Source organism: Paracoccus nototheniae, assembly GCF_004335005.1.
Taxonomy (GTDB): Bacteria; Pseudomonadota; Alphaproteobacteria; order Rhodobacterales; family Rhodobacteraceae; genus Paracoccus; species Paracoccus nototheniae.
The window spans coordinates 14,914-28,161 of record NZ_RQRT01000056.1 but is presented as its reverse complement, the minus strand read 5'-3'; the positions used below and the strand labels follow the sequence as shown (position 1 = coordinate 28,161).

Sequence of the window (13,248 nt, the reverse complement as noted above, 5' to 3'; positions counted from 1 at the left end):
CTCCGCCCCGGCGGACCCCCAGATAGGTAACGACATGACCTCTTCCCCAAGTCGGCTGTCGCTTCAGGGCGTCAGCAAGACATTCCCCGGCATCCGCGCGCTGGACAATGTCAGCTTTGATGTCCGCCCCGGCGAGGTTCACGGCCTGCTGGGCGAGAATGGCGCCGGAAAATCGACGATGCTGAACATCCTGTCTGCCGTGCTGCAGGCGACCGAGGGGCAGATCGTCATCGACGGCCAGCCCGTCACGCTGACCCGGCCTGCGGACGCACGCGCCGCCGGGATCGCGATGATCCATCAGGAATTGCAGCATATCCCGCAGCTGAGCGTGTCGCAGAACCTGTTTCTGGGCCGCCCCCTGACCCATGCGGGCGGGATGCTGGTGGACCGCCGCGCACAAGAGGTTCTCGCCCGCGCCATTCTGGCCGATCTGGACCCGCGCATCGACCCGCGCGCGCCCATCCACACGCTGAAGGTCGCCCAGCAGCAGATCGTCGAAATCGCCCGCGCCCTGCTGGACGATGCCAAGATCATCGCGATGGACGAGCCGACCTCCAGCCTGACGCCGTCCGAATTCGATGCGCTGGCGGCGCTGATCGCGCGGCTGGCGGCACAGGGCAAGTCGATCATCTATGTCAGCCATAAGATGAACGAGGTCTTTCAGGTCTGCGACCGCGCCACGATCCTGCGCGACGGGCGCTTCGTGGATACCGTGGACATGCGCGCCGTGACCGAGGATCAGGTGATCGCCAAGATGGTCGGGCGCGACATCGTGCATGAACGCCATGTCGGTCATGCGCAGGCGCAGGTCGTCATGCAGGTCCGCGATCTGTCCGATGACCGGCTGATCCGCGATGCCAGCTTCGATCTGCACAAGGGCGAGGTTCTGGGCATTGCCGGGCTGGTCGGATCGGGGCGCACGGAGCTGCTGCGCCTGATCGCGGGCATCGACCGCGCGCGCCAGGGCAGCGTCACGCTGAACGGCAAGGCGGTCGATCTGCGCAGCCCCCGCACCGCGATCCGCGCCGGCATCGGGCTGGTCCCCGAGGAACGCAAGAAGGACGGGATCGTGCGCGCGCGCTCGGTCGCCTCGAACATCGCGCTGCCCTGCATGGGGCGGTTCACGCGCTTTGGGCTGGTCCAGCGCGGCAAGCTGCATGCCGAGGCGACGGCGCTGATGAAAAAGATGGGGATGCGCCCGCCGGACGTGTCCCGCGCCATCGGCACGTTTTCGGGCGGCAACCAGCAAAAGGCCATCATCGGTCGCTGGCTGGCCGCCGACGTGGACATCCTGCTGTTCGACGAACCCACCCGCGGCATCGATATCGGCGCCAAATCCGAAATCTACGACCTGATCGCAGCACTGGCCCAGTCCGGCAAATCGGTCATCGTCGTCAGTTCGGAATTGCCCGAAATCCTGCGCGTGTCCGACCGGGTGATGGTGATGCGCGAAGGCCGCATCTCGGCCATCCTTGGCGGCGATGACATATCCGAAGACGCCATCGCGGCGAATGCCATTCCCAGATCCAGAGGCCCGGTGATCCCGGCCCCAGCCCTTGAGGCCCAGCCATGACCCAGACCCCATCCTCCGCCCGGACCGCCACCCGCAGCACGCCGCGCATCAACCTGCGCGATGCGGGCACGTTTTTCGGCCTCGTGCTGATCTTTGCCGTGTTCGCGGTGCTGAACCCGGTCTTTCTGACCGCACCGAACCTGATCAACATCCTGCAGCAATCCTCGATCAATGCCTGCATCGCTTTGGGGATGACCTTCGTCATCATCTCGGGCGGGATCGATCTGTCGGTGGGGCCGACGGCGGCCGTCTCGGCAATCGTGGGGGCGACGCTGATGATCGCGGGCGTGCCCATTCCGCTGGCCGTGGCGGGTGCCATCGCCACCGGCATGGCCTGCGGGCTGTTCAACGGCGCGCTGGTCGCGATCGCGGGGCTGCAGCCGTTCATCGTGACGCTTGGGGCGCTGTCGCTGTACCGGGCGCTGGCGCTGATCTTTACCGGCGGCAATCCGATCTTCGGCATCCCGGCCGAGTTCCGGTCGGCCATCAACGGGCTGGTCATGGGCGTGCCGGTGCCGGTGATCATCGTGGCGATCATCGCGGGCGTGCTGTGGGTCGTGCTGAACCGCAGCCCGCTTGGCGAATATATCCTGGCCGTAGGCGGCAACCCCGAGGCCGCGCGCATCGCCGGCGTTCCCGTCGCGCGCACCAAGATCATCGTCTATGTCCTGTCGGGCGGGCTGGCCGCCGTGGCCGCGCTGATCCTGACCGGACGGCTTGGCGCCGCCGATCCGACCATGGGCAACCTGTGGGAACTGGACGCCATCGCGGCAGCGGCCATCGGCGGCGCGTCCCTGATGGGCGGCAAGGGATCGGTCGTGGGCACGCTGATGGGGGCGGTCATTCTGGGCGGTCTTCGCAACGGGCTGACCTTGATGAATGTGCAGGCCTTCTATCAGCTGCTGGCGACAGGTATCATCATTCTGGTGGCCATGCTGATCGACCGGGCGACGCGCGGTCGGGCATAGGCCCGGGCAGGCACAAGGGGCAGCGCATGATGGAACATTACGACCCGCGCAGCATCGGCGCGCAGATCCGGATGCGGCTGCCCTTCCTGACACCGCTGGAGACGCGGGTGGTCGAGGGGATGACCGGGCGCACCGATCTGGACCGCAGCACCGCCCTGCGTCAGGTGGCGGTTGATGCGGGCGTGTCCGATGCGATGGTCGTCAAGATCGCCAAAAAGTTGGGCTTTGCGGGGTTTCGGGATTTCCGAGAGGCTCTGGTCGTCTATCGCCAGACGGATGTCGCCTCGTTGCATTCGGAAATCTCGCCCGATGACAGTTCCGCCGACATCATCCGCAAGGTGTTCCAGACCTCGATGCAGGCGCTGGAAGAAACCATGTCGATCCTGAATGTCGAGGCTTTCGACCGCGCCGCCGACCTGCTGCACCGCGCCCGTCAGCGCGATTTCTATGGCGTCGGCGGATCGGCGCAGATCGCCCGCGACGTGGCCCATAAATTCCTGCGCATCGGATTGCGCGCCGGGGTGCAGGACGATCCGCATATGATGCTGATGTCGGCGTCCCTGCTGGGGCCCGATGACGTGGCCGTGGCCTTCAGCCATTCCGGCACCACCTCGACGGTGATCGAGGCCGCGCGGCTGGCCCGCGAACAGGGCGCACGGGTCATCGCCATCACCAATTATGCCACCGCACCCTTGTCCGAACTGGCCGATATCGCGCTGTGTTCGACCGCCCAGGGCTCACCCCTGCTGGGCGAGAATGCCGCCGCGCGGATCGCGCAGCTCAACATCATGGACGCCATTTTCGTGGCCGTCGCGCAGCGCGATCTGGACCGATCCGAGGCGCAGCTGGCCCGCACCCGCAAGGCGGTCGAGACCAAACGCCGCCGCTAGACAGGATATCCCCTCATGACGCCCACCCCCTGCGCCGTCACCCTTGGCAGCCTGCATTACGACATCGTCGTCGCGGCCCCCCATCGTCCCGTCGCAGGCGAGACGGTGACCGGCACCGCATGGCGCCCGGTCTTTGGCGGCAAGGGCGGCAATCAGGCCGCTGCCGTGGTGGCCGCAGGCGTGCCCTGCCGCATGGTCTCTGCCGTGGGCGATGACAGCTTTGGCCCGTTCCTGCGTCAGGGCCTGCGCCGCACCGGGGTGGACGACACCCATGTCGCCACCCTGACCGGCACCGGTTCGGGGATGAGCGTTGCGATCATGGATGCGGGCGGCGATTACGGCGCGGTGATCGTGTCGGGCGCCAATCTGGCCATCGACCCCGCCGTGCTGGACGGCAACGCGCTGTGGCAGGACGCCACCCATCTGGTGCTGCAGAACGAGATCCCCGAGGTGCTGAACCTTGCCGCAGCCATGGCGGCCCGCGCCCGTGGCGTCATCACCGTCCTGAACGCGGCGCCCGCGCGCGATCTGTCCGATGCGATGGCCGGCGCCGTCGATATCCTTGTTGTCAATGCGGGCGAGGCCGAGGCGCTTTGCGCCATTTCCGTCACCTCTCTGCAGGCGGCACAGGCGGCAGCGCAGGCCCTGTCGGCGCGGTTCGGCATCGTCGTGGTCACGGCGGGCGGCGACGGGGTGGCCGTGGCGGGGCAGGGCGGCGAATATGCCGAACCGGGCCATGCGATCACGCTGGTCAGCACGCATGGCGCCGGGGATTGTTTCATCGGCACGATGGTGGCCGCCCTCGTCAAGGGCTCGGACCTGAGCGGCGCGGTGGCTGCAGCCAATCTGGCCGCCGCAAAGCATGTCTCGGCCCCCCGTTAGGGGCCGGTTCGTTTACAGGTTAACACCCGCACATTGCGCGGTGTTACGGATATGGTCGCGCATCCGCGCCTCGGCCGTATCCGCATCGCGGCGGGCCAGCGCGTCCAGAATGGCGCGATGTTCGGCAATCGATTGCCGCATCCGGTCGGGATCGGTGTTGGGGATCGGCTGGCGCTGCGTTTCCGTCACAAGCTGCTGCACGGTGCGATAGACGCCCGACAGCATGCGGTTGGGACAGGCCTCGGCAATGCCCAGATGCAGGGCCAGATCGGCCTCGACATGGGCGACCAGATCGCCCGCGCCCCATGCCTCTTCGAACCCGGTGGCGGCGGCCTGCAACGCGGTCAGCGCGTCGGGGGTGATAGCGGGGGCGGCCAGACGGCACATCTCGCCCTCCAGCAGGAGGCGGGTCTGGAACACGTCGCGCAGATCATGCGCATCGTCGAACCGCCATGTCGTCTGCGCGGGCCGCGAGGCCGGATCCAGCACAAAGGTGCCGCGCGCGGGCAGGGTCTGGACCAGCCCCAAAGTCTCCAGCGTCAGCAGCGCCTCGCGCAACGAAGGCCGCGACACGTTCAGCTGTTCCGACAAGATCCGCTGCGAAGGCAGGCGTTCACCCGCCTGCAACTGTCCCGAACGGATCATTTCCTGCAGCCTGCGCGCAATCACCTGCGTCACCGGCCCCTTGTCCCAAATCACGACCCTGCTGCCTTTCCTTGTGGCACCTGACCCCGTGCGCATCTGCGCATGTCGCCACAGCCGTTGCAATTGGGTTCCACCCATGGCTTGATACTGGTCAGACCGGTTAGGCCGGTCAATCCAGAATCATAAAGACGGGGAGTTTATCATGCGTGGAAACGGATTGCAGACAACGGCGCTGGTCCTTGCGCTGCTGGCAGGCACGGCCCTGACGGCGACGGCTCAGGAAACGCTGACCGTGGGCGCCAATATCGGCAACGTCCCGTGGGAATTTCAGGACGAGACCGGCGAATTCGTCGGATTTGAAATCGATCTGGTCGCCGCCGTGGCCGAGCGGATGGGCGCCGCGGTCGAGACGGTGAACATCCCCTTCAACGGCCTGTTTTCCGCCGTGCAGTCAGGGCGGATCGACATCGCGACCTCGTCCATCACCATCACGGATGAGCGTCTGGAATCGGTCAGCTTCGCCCAGCCCTATTACGACAGCGACCAGTCGCTGACCGCCTTGGCCGAAGGCCCCGCCTCGTTGGCCGAGATGGAGGGCCGCGTCGTCGGCGTCGATACCGGATCGACCGGCGACATGTGGGCGACCGAACAGGCGGAAACCTATGGATTTGCCGATATCCGCCGTTACGAAGGTCTGGCGCCCGCGATGCTGGATCTGCAGGCGGGGCGGATCGACGGCTATGTCTCGGACATTCCGGCGCTGCAATATTACGTCCGCGACAAGCCGCAACTGGCGGTCGTCGAACGCATCCCGACCGGCGAGAAATATTCGATGATGTTCGCCAAGGACGCCGAACTGGCGACCACCGTGAACGCCGTTCTGGACGATCTGAAGACCGAGGGCGTGCTGGCCGATCTGCACGAGAAATGGTTCGGCGTCGCACCGGACGAGGGTTCCTCGACCGTCACGGTCCTGCCGATGCCCGCGCTGGACTGATCCCGACAAGACCCGGGTCCGGGCCTTATGTCCCGGACCCAAAGGAACACGCATGGATATCTTTAACACCTTTCTGAACGCCGAGGTCATGGCGCGGACCTTCCCCATGCTGATGCAGGGGCTGTGGATCACGCTGCAACTGGGGGCGGCCAGCATCGTCGCGGGGCTGGTTCTGGGGCTGGCGCTGGCCATGGCGCGGCTTTACGGGCCTGCGCCGCTGCGCTTTGTGACGCGGGTCTATATCGACGTCTTCCGGTCGATCCCGCTGCTGGTGCTGCTGATCATCGTCTATTACGCGCTGCCCTTCGTGGGGTTGCGGCTGTCGCCCTTCGTGTCCGCCATGAGCGCGCTGACGCTGGTCTCGGGCGCCTATACGGCGGAAATCTTTCGCGCCGGCATTCAGGCCATCCCCAAGGGCCAGTTCGAGGCCGCCGCCGCCCTTGGCCTGAACGGCACGCGCACCATGACCGATGTGATCCTGCCGCAGGCGGTCAGAATCGTCATTCCGCCGCTGACCAACAATTCCATCAACGTGGTCAAGGACACCGCGCTGGCCTCCGTGGTGGCGATGCCCGATCTGCTGAAACAGGCGACGCAGGCGCAGGCGCTGGCCGCCAATCCGACGCCGCTGATCGTCGCGGCGATGATCTATCTGGCGTTCCTGTGGCCGCTGGTGGCGCTGGTGTCGCGCATGGAACGCCGCTTTGCGGCCAGGAGGCGTTGAGATGACCGGTTTCGTCAGTATCAGGAATCTGCGCAAATCCTATGGCAGCTTCGAGGCGCTGAAGGGCATCGATCTGGACGTCGCCAAGGGCGAGGTCGTCTGCGTGATCGGCCCGTCGGGATCGGGCAAATCGACGCTGATCCGCTGCATCAACAAGCTGGAATCATTCTCGGCGGGCAGCGAGATCCGGGTGGACGGCATCCCCGTTGCCAGCGGTCGCGCGCTGGCCCGCGTCCGGGCCGAGGTCGGGATGGTGTTTCAGTCCTTCAACCTGTTCCCGCATCTGACCGTGCGCGAAAACGTCATGCTGGCGCCCCGCCGGGTGCGCGGCACGACCCGCGCGGATGCGGCGCGGCAGGCCGATATCCTGCTGGCCCGCGTCGGCATCGGCAATCAGGCCGACAAATACCCCGACCATCTGTCCGGCGGTCAGCAACAGCGCGTGGCCATCGCGCGCGCGCTGGCGATGGAGCCGCAGGTGATGCTGTTCGACGAACCGACCAGCTCGCTCGACCCCGAGATGGTGGGCGAGGTGCTGGACGTGATGCGCGATCTGGCCCGCACCGGCGTCACCATGATCGTCGTCACGCATGAGATGGGCTTTGCCGCGCAGGTCGCCGACCGGGTGATCTTCATGGATGCGGGGCAGATCGTCGAACAGGGACCGCCCGCGCAGATCCTGTCCCATCCCACCGAACCCCGCCTGAGGAATTTCCTGGGCGCCGTGCTGAATCACTGAAGGCAACGCAAGATGACAACGCTTGATATGGACCATGTGCAGTCCCAGTTCCCCGGCCTGACCCCGGACTGGGTGTTTTTCGACAATGCCGGTGGGTCGCAGATCGCCCGCCCCGCGCTGGACCGGATGGTCGAATTCCTGACCCATCGCAATGTCCAGATCGGCGGCAGCTATGCGGTGTCGCAGGCGGCGGCGGGGGCGCTGGCGGCAGGGCGGCAGGCGGCGGCCACGCTGGTCAATGCCGCCCGCGCGGATGAAATCGTCTTCGGCGCCTCGACCACGGTGCTGATGGGCAATCTGATGCAGGCCATGCGCCGCCAGTTCCGCCCCGGCGACGAGGTGATCGTGACCATGGCCGATCATGAAAGCAATATCGGCCCCTGGCGGCGGCTTGAGGAATATGGCGTCATCATCAAGGTCTGGCCGCTGAATGCGCAGACGATGGATCTGCAACTGGCCGATCTGGCGCCGCTGATGAGCGACCGCACGCGGCTGGTCTGCGTCACCCATGTGTCGAACATTCTGGGCAAGGTCCATCCGGTCGCCGATTTCGCACGCTTTATCCACGATCACGGCGCGCTGATCTGCGTCGATGCGGTGGCCTATGCGCCGCACCGGCTGATCGACGTGCAGGCATGGGATGTGGATTACTATGTCTTCAGCCTCTACAAGGCTTATGGCCCGCATGGCGCGCTGATGTATGGCAAATACGATCTGCTGGCGGAACTGGACGGCCTTTATCATTACTTCTACGGCAAGGACAAAGTCCCGGCCAAGCTGGAGCCGGGCAATCCCAGCTATGAAATGGCCTATGCGACTGAGGGGATCGTGGAGTACCTGACCACGCTGGCCCGCCATCACGGCGCGACCGGCAGCGACCGCGCGTTGCTGGCCTTTGCCTATGATCTGATCACCGCACAGGAAGACGCGCTGACGGACCGGCTGCTGTCATGGCTGTCGGCCCGCAACGATTGCCGTATCATCGGCGAGGCCGTGAACCGCGACAGCACCCGCGTGCCGACCATCGCCTTTCGCTTTGACGGGATCGCATCCGGGGCCGTGGCGCGGGCGATGGACGATCACGGCATCGCCATCCGCTTTGGCGATTTCCATTCGCGCCGTCTGGTCGAACACCTGGGCGAGGATCACGATGGCGGGGTTTTGCGCGTCTCGATGGTGCATTACAACACGCTGGCGCAGGTCGATCGTCTGACCGATGCTCTTGGAAAGATTCTGGCACGCGAGGCGGCATGAGCGATTATGATCTGGTGATTGCGGGCGGCACGGTGGTCACCGCCGCCGACAGCTATGGCGCGGATATCGGCATCCGGGGCGGGCGCATCGCAGCCATCGCCGAAGGGCTGCGGGGCGCCGAGCGGATCGACGCCACCGGCCTTCTGGTCCTGCCCGGCGGCATCGACGCGCATGTGCATCTGGATCAGCCGACCTCGGACGGGACGGTCATGGCGGATGATTTTGCCAGCGGCACCCGCTCGGCCGCGGCGGGGGGCAATACGACCGTTCTGCCCTTTGCGATGCAGATCAAGGGCCAGTCCCTGCGCGCCTGCGTCGAGGATTACCACCGCAAGGCGCAGGGTGCCTGCCATACGGATGTGTCCTTTCATCTGGTCATTACCGATCCGACGCCGCAGGTGCTGGGGCAGGAACTGCCCGCGCTGGTGCGCGACGGCTATACCTCGTTCAAGGTGTTCATGACCTATGACGATCTGGTCTTGAACGATGCCGAACTGCTGGACGTGTTCGAGGTGGCCCGCCGCGAACGCGCGCTGGTCATGGTCCATGCCGAAGGCCATGACGCGATCAAGCATCTGACCCGGCGGCTGGAGGATCAGGGCCGCACCGCCCCCTATTACCACGGTCAGGCCCATGCGCAGATCGCCGAACGCGAGGCCACCCACCGCGCGATCAGCCATGCGCAGCTGATCGATGTGCCCATTGTCATCGTCCATGTCTCGGGGCGCGATCCGATGGAGCAGATCCAATGGGCCCGCGCGCGCGGCATGAAGGTCCATGCCGAGACCTGCCCCCAATACATCGCCCTGACCGCCGAGGATCTGCGCGGGCTGAACATGGATTTCGACGGCGCGAAATATGTCTGCTCGCCGCCGCCGCGCGATGCGGACAGTCAGGCGGCCATCTGGCAGGGGCTGCGCGACGGCACCTTCGACATCTTTTCGTCCGACCATTGTCCGTTCCGGTTCGAAGGGCCGGGCAGCAAGGACAATCCGCGCGCCCGCACCTCGTTCAAATGGGTGCCGAACGGCATTCCTGGCGTGGAAACCCGCCTGCCGATCCTGTTTTCGGAAGGCGTCAGCAAGGGCCGCATCAGCCTGCAACGCTTTGTCGCGCTGACCTCGACCAATCCGGCGCGGCTTTATGGGCTTTACCCCCAAAAGGGCAGCATCGCCATTGGCGCGGATGCCGACCTGACCCTGTGGAATCCGACGCTGACGCGGACCATCCGTCAGGCCGATCTGAACCACGGCTGCGATTACACCCCATACGAAGGCATGCCGATCACCGGCTGGCCGGTCCGCACGCTGCTGGCGGGGCGCACCATCGCGGCGGATGGCCGTCCGGTCGGCACGCCCCAGGGTGGTCATCTGTCGCGGCTGACCAGCGAAGCCTATTCCTGAGGCAGGCTTTCCAATGGGGGGTGCCTGCGGTCCGGCATGGTCCGGCCCGCAGGTGGCGATGCTGCGGTTTTCAGGACCGGATCGACAGGCTAGGCGCGATCCCCCGGCAGCGAAGCCGGGGCACCCGTTTCGATCCTGCCCGCCCCCTCTGCGCCGCTGTCATCCTTCAGCGCGACGCCGGTCGCGCCAAGGCGCCGGGCCTCATGGATCAGCCAGCACAGGCGGTCGGCGGCGGCGGCATGGGACAGCCCGCCCCGCGTGTGGATGTTGGAGACGCAGTTGCGGGCATTGTCGCGCAAGCCCTCGCGCGGGGCCAGCGTCAGATAGGCGCCAAGGCTGTCGGCGACCGACAGGCCCGGACGCTCTCCGATCAGCATCAGGACCATCTGCGCGCCCATCGCCGCCCCGATCGCATCGCCGATGGCGACCCGCGCGCCTGAGGCCAGCACCACCGGGCGTCCCTGCAATTCGGGCAGGCGCGCCAGCAGGGCTGTCACCAAAGGCGCCGCCTGCGCCATCACCGCCGGGGCCGACAACCCGTCGCCGATCACGATCAGCAAGGGCGGGGGCGATGCGGGATCGTCTGCGATGGCGGCCTTGGGCGTCGCCGCGCCTGTCCCATCCGTGGCGCGGTCGGGGGCAGCGGTCATCGCCCCGTCGCCGACCGCCATCGCCGCTTGCCGCAGCAAGGCAGCGTCGCTGTCCATCAGCTGCCGCCCCAGATCGGGGCGGCGCAGATAGGTGGCGCGGTCGGGCGCACGGCTGGCCACGCGCAGCACCGGCAGCGGCGCCAGATCGCGGGCCAGCCTGCCCCAATCGACCTCGGCATGAATGGCATCTCGGGCGGCGGCATGATCCTGTTGAAAGGCCAGCAGATCGGACAGGCGCGTCGGTCCGGCCCCGGCCTCCAATCGCAGGCGGGCGGGGGTCAGTGCCGACAGGCGGCGATAAAGGTCAGGGCGCGGGTCGGTGTGATCATCGCGTGGCGGCGCAGGCGCCTTTGCATCGGGGGGTGTCGGGGGAAGGCTTTCGATGGATGATCCCGACATGCCCCCCGGACCATCTCTATGCGCCGTATCCCCACGCAGCCCGTCTCGGCCCGATACCCGATTCCCGCCGCTCATGCGGGCAAGCCAAGGCGGCGGGCCAGTGCGGTGGCATCGGTCAGCGCGCGCGTGTCCTGCGTATCCGACAGGCCAACCCCCTGCAGCCAGCGCGCAAATTCCGGCGCGGGCGCCAGCCCCGAGACCTCGCGCAGGCAGGCGATATCCTCGAAGGCCAGGCTTTGATATCCCAGCATCACGTCATCGGCCCCCGGCAAGGCGATCACGAAATTGACCCCGGCCTGCGCCAGCAGCGCCGACAGCGTGTCCATGTCATCCTGATCGGCCTCGACATGGTTGGTATAGCAGACATCGACCCCCATCGGCAGGCCCATCAGCTTGCCGCAGCAATGATCCTCGAGGCCCGCGCGGATGATCTGCTTGCCGTCATACAGATATTCCGGCCCGATGAAGCCCACGACCGTATTGACCAGCAGCGGGTCATAGGCGCGGGCCACGGCATAGGCGCGCACCTCCATCGTCTGCTGATCAACGCCGTGATGGGCGTCCGAGGACAAGGCCGATCCCTGACCGGTCTCGAAATACATGACGTTCTGCCCGACTGTGCCGCGCGCTGCCGCCAGCCCCGCCTGATGCGCCTCGGCCAGCAGAGGCAGGGTGACGCCAAAGCCATCATTGGCGGCCTGACTGCCCGCGACGGATTGAAAGATCAGATCGACCGGGGCGCCGCGTTCCAGCAGGGTCAGGGCGTTGGTCACATGGGTCAGCACACAGGTCTGGGTAGGGATGTCCAGCGCCGCCCGCATCTCGTCCAGCGCGACCAGCAGGGCGTGGCAGTTGGACAGATTGTCTGATGCCGGATTGATCCCGATCACCGCATCGCCCACGCCCTGCAACAGCCCGTCCAGAACCGCCGCCGCGATCCCGCGCGGATCATCGGCCGGGTGGTTCGGTTGCAGGCGGGATGCCAGCACCCCCGCGCCCCCGATGGTGTTGCGAAAGGCGGTGACGACGCGGATCTTGCGCGCCACCCGGATCAGATCCTGATTGCGCATCAGCTTGCTGACCGCCGCCACCATCTCGGGCGTCAGGCCCGGGGCCAGCGCCGCCAGCGCGGGACCATCGGCGGCCGGCGACAGCAGCCAGTCGCGCAGATCGCCCACCGTCATCGACGCCACCGGCGCAAAGGCCGCGCGGTCATGGGTGTCGATGATCAGGCGCGTCACGTCATCGGAGTCATAGGGGATCAGCGCGTCATTCAGAAACGTGCTCAGCGGCAGATCCATCAGAACCCGCCGCGCCGCCACGCGTTGCAAGGCGCTGTCGGCGGCAATCCCCGCCAGCTGGTCGCCCGATCGTTCGGAAGACGCCGCCGCCATCACCGCCCGCAGGCTGTCAAAGCGGAACGTCTCGCCCCGCGCGATGGCGCGCAGGGCGGTCATGGGTGCAGCCTGCGGGGCAGGCGTCGATATCGGGGGCGGGGGTTGATCGCGGCACACTCCTGATAAGGTCGCCCGACGATACCATCTGCCCCGTCGCGGGCAAGCCATTCGGATCACGATCGCCGCCCGGCCCCGGCGACTGCCCGCGAAACCGGCAACGGGCCCGGCCTCAGGCCGGTGCCACCGCATCGGGCGCGTCCAGATAGCGTTCCAGCCCGGCGCGGCAATCATCGGGCCAGGGGTGCGATTTGTGATCCTTGGTCGAGGTCATGACGATCAGCTGTTCGATCGTCCAGATCACCTGCCCCTCGACGGTGACGACCGTGTACAGATCCAGCGAGGATCGCCCGATCTTGCGGACATGCACGTTGAATTCCAGCGTGTCGCCATAGAAGGCGGGCTTGGAGAAATGGATGTTCATGCGCACCGTGGGCAGGCCCAGATGGCGGTCGAACATCAGCTCTTTCCACGGCACGCCAAAGGATGCGAACATCGCCTCGTTCACATCGACCAGCATCGACAGATAGGCCGGGTGATAGGCGATCCCAGTCAGGTCGCAATCGCCAAAGCGCATGGGTTTTTGGATGGTAAAGGGCATGGGAATCCTCGTGTCTGGCGCCAATGGGCGCGCGGGCAGCATGTTTCAAGTATGAATAAACAATCGGCC

General features: G+C 66.3%; 13 protein-coding genes. 9 read left to right on the top strand and 4 right to left on the bottom strand.

The features are described 5' to 3' along the window. Nucleotides 1–34: 34 nt before the first annotated feature. From EG885_RS16905 to EG885_RS16890, 4 genes are read left to right on the top strand one after another with little or no spacing between them, the layout of a single operon-like run. Nucleotides 35–1,573, top strand: coding sequence for a sugar ABC transporter ATP-binding protein (locus EG885_RS16905; protein ID WP_131576815.1), 1,539 nt, complete (start codon nt 35–37; stop codon nt 1,571–1,573). Further along, complete coding sequence (locus EG885_RS16900; protein ID WP_131576813.1) at nt 1,570–2,541, top strand: ABC transporter permease; 972 nt, start codon at nt 1,570–1,572, stop codon at nt 2,539–2,541. Before EG885_RS16905 ends, EG885_RS16900 begins: the two co-directional genes overlap by 4 nt. Nucleotides 2,542–2,567: 26 nt before the next feature. Next, complete coding sequence (locus EG885_RS16895) at nt 2,568–3,431, top strand: MurR/RpiR family transcriptional regulator (RefSeq protein WP_131576811.1); 864 nt, start codon at nt 2,568–2,570, stop codon at nt 3,429–3,431. 15 nt (nt 3,432–3,446) lie between these two features. After that, nucleotides 3,447–4,313 (top strand): PfkB family carbohydrate kinase, encoded by an 867-nt coding sequence (locus EG885_RS16890; RefSeq protein WP_131576809.1) that lies wholly within the window; start codon nt 3,447–3,449, stop codon nt 4,311–4,313. A 12-nt stretch (nt 4,314–4,325) separates the two neighbouring features. Here the strand turns inward: EG885_RS16890 and EG885_RS16885 are convergent, their stop codons facing one another. Further along, on the bottom strand, nt 4,326–5,012 hold the full coding sequence (locus EG885_RS16885; protein WP_242679713.1) for a FadR/GntR family transcriptional regulator: 687 nt from the start codon (nt 5,010–5,012) through the stop codon (nt 4,326–4,328). A 148-nt stretch (nt 5,013–5,160) separates the two neighbouring features. Between EG885_RS16885 and EG885_RS16880 the strand changes: the two genes are divergently transcribed. Genes EG885_RS16880 through hydA form a run of 5 tightly spaced genes read left to right on the top strand, consistent with a single transcriptional unit; the run spans nt 5,161 to nt 10,075 of the window. Then, nucleotides 5,161–5,955 (top strand): transporter substrate-binding domain-containing protein, encoded by a 795-nt coding sequence (locus tag EG885_RS16880; RefSeq protein ID WP_131576805.1) that lies wholly within the window; start codon nt 5,161–5,163, stop codon nt 5,953–5,955. A gap of 52 nt (nt 5,956–6,007) precedes the next feature. Beyond that, on the top strand, nt 6,008–6,679 hold the full coding sequence (locus tag EG885_RS16875; protein ID WP_131576803.1) for an amino acid ABC transporter permease: 672 nt from the start codon (nt 6,008–6,010) through the stop codon (nt 6,677–6,679). A 1-nt stretch (nt 6,680) separates the two neighbouring features. Further along, nucleotides 6,681–7,418 carry an amino acid ABC transporter ATP-binding protein gene (locus EG885_RS16870; protein WP_131576801.1) on the top strand — a complete coding sequence of 246 codons (738 nt, stop codon included), beginning with the start codon at nt 6,681–6,683 and terminating at the stop codon, nt 7,416–7,418. Between the two features lie 12 nt (nt 7,419–7,430). Further along, on the top strand, nt 7,431–8,672 hold the full coding sequence (locus EG885_RS16865; RefSeq protein ID WP_242679712.1) for a cysteine desulfurase-like protein: 1,242 nt from the start codon (nt 7,431–7,433) through the stop codon (nt 8,670–8,672). Beyond that, the gene (gene hydA / locus EG885_RS16860; RefSeq protein WP_131576799.1) at nt 8,669–10,075 is read left to right on the top strand and encodes a dihydropyrimidinase; all 1,407 of its coding nucleotides are present in this window, start codon (nt 8,669–8,671) and stop codon (nt 10,073–10,075) included. The genes EG885_RS16865 and hydA overlap by 4 nt, the downstream gene beginning before the upstream one ends. A gap of 89 nt (nt 10,076–10,164) precedes the next feature. Here the strand turns inward: hydA and EG885_RS16855 are convergent, their stop codons facing one another. The 3 genes from EG885_RS16855 to EG885_RS16845 all read right to left on the bottom strand — a co-directional run bounded on the left by EG885_RS16855 (nt 10,165) and on the right by EG885_RS16845 (nt 13,179). Next, nucleotides 10,165–11,124 carry an ethanolamine ammonia-lyase subunit EutC gene (locus EG885_RS16855; protein WP_131576797.1) on the bottom strand — a complete coding sequence of 320 codons (960 nt, stop codon included), beginning with the start codon at nt 11,122–11,124 and terminating at the stop codon, nt 10,165–10,167. Nucleotides 11,125–11,195: 71 nt separating this feature from the next. Further along, nucleotides 11,196–12,581 (bottom strand): ethanolamine ammonia-lyase subunit EutB, encoded by a 1,386-nt coding sequence (locus tag EG885_RS16850; protein ID WP_131576795.1) that lies wholly within the window; start codon nt 12,579–12,581, stop codon nt 11,196–11,198. A gap of 169 nt (nt 12,582–12,750) precedes the next feature. Next, nucleotides 12,751–13,179: an acyl-CoA thioesterase gene (locus tag EG885_RS16845; protein WP_131576793.1), complete on the bottom strand. Its 429-nt coding sequence runs from the start codon at nt 13,177–13,179 to the stop codon at nt 12,751–12,753. Nucleotides 13,180–13,248: the final 69 nt, after the last annotated feature.

Bases quoted from the DNA above. Each gene is read 5' to 3' on its own strand.
- EG885_RS16905 (WP_131576815.1), top strand. From the start codon at position 35: ATGACCTCTTCCCCAAGTCGGCTGTCGCTTCAGGGCGTCAGCAAGACA.
- EG885_RS16900 (WP_131576813.1), top strand. From the start codon at position 1,570: ATGACCCAGACCCCATCCTCCGCCCGGACCGCCACCCGCAGCACGCCG.
- EG885_RS16895 (WP_131576811.1), top strand. From the start codon at position 2,568: ATGATGGAACATTACGACCCGCGCAGCATCGGCGCGCAGATCCGGATG.
- EG885_RS16890 (WP_131576809.1), top strand. From the start codon at position 3,447: ATGACGCCCACCCCCTGCGCCGTCACCCTTGGCAGCCTGCATTACGAC.
- EG885_RS16880 (WP_131576805.1), top strand. From the start codon at position 5,161: ATGCGTGGAAACGGATTGCAGACAACGGCGCTGGTCCTTGCGCTGCTG.
- EG885_RS16875 (WP_131576803.1), top strand. From the start codon at position 6,008: ATGGATATCTTTAACACCTTTCTGAACGCCGAGGTCATGGCGCGGACC.
- EG885_RS16870 (WP_131576801.1), top strand. From the start codon at position 6,681: ATGACCGGTTTCGTCAGTATCAGGAATCTGCGCAAATCCTATGGCAGC.
- EG885_RS16865 (WP_242679712.1), top strand. From the start codon at position 7,431: ATGACAACGCTTGATATGGACCATGTGCAGTCCCAGTTCCCCGGCCTG.
- hydA (WP_131576799.1), top strand. From the start codon at position 8,669: ATGAGCGATTATGATCTGGTGATTGCGGGCGGCACGGTGGTCACCGCC.
- EG885_RS16855 (WP_131576797.1), bottom strand. From the start codon at position 11,124: ATGTCGGGATCATCCATCGAAAGCCTTCCCCCGACACCCCCCGATGCA.
- EG885_RS16850 (WP_131576795.1), bottom strand. From the start codon at position 12,581: ATGACCGCCCTGCGCGCCATCGCGCGGGGCGAGACGTTCCGCTTTGAC.
- EG885_RS16845 (WP_131576793.1), bottom strand. From the start codon at position 13,179: ATGCCCTTTACCATCCAAAAACCCATGCGCTTTGGCGATTGCGACCTG.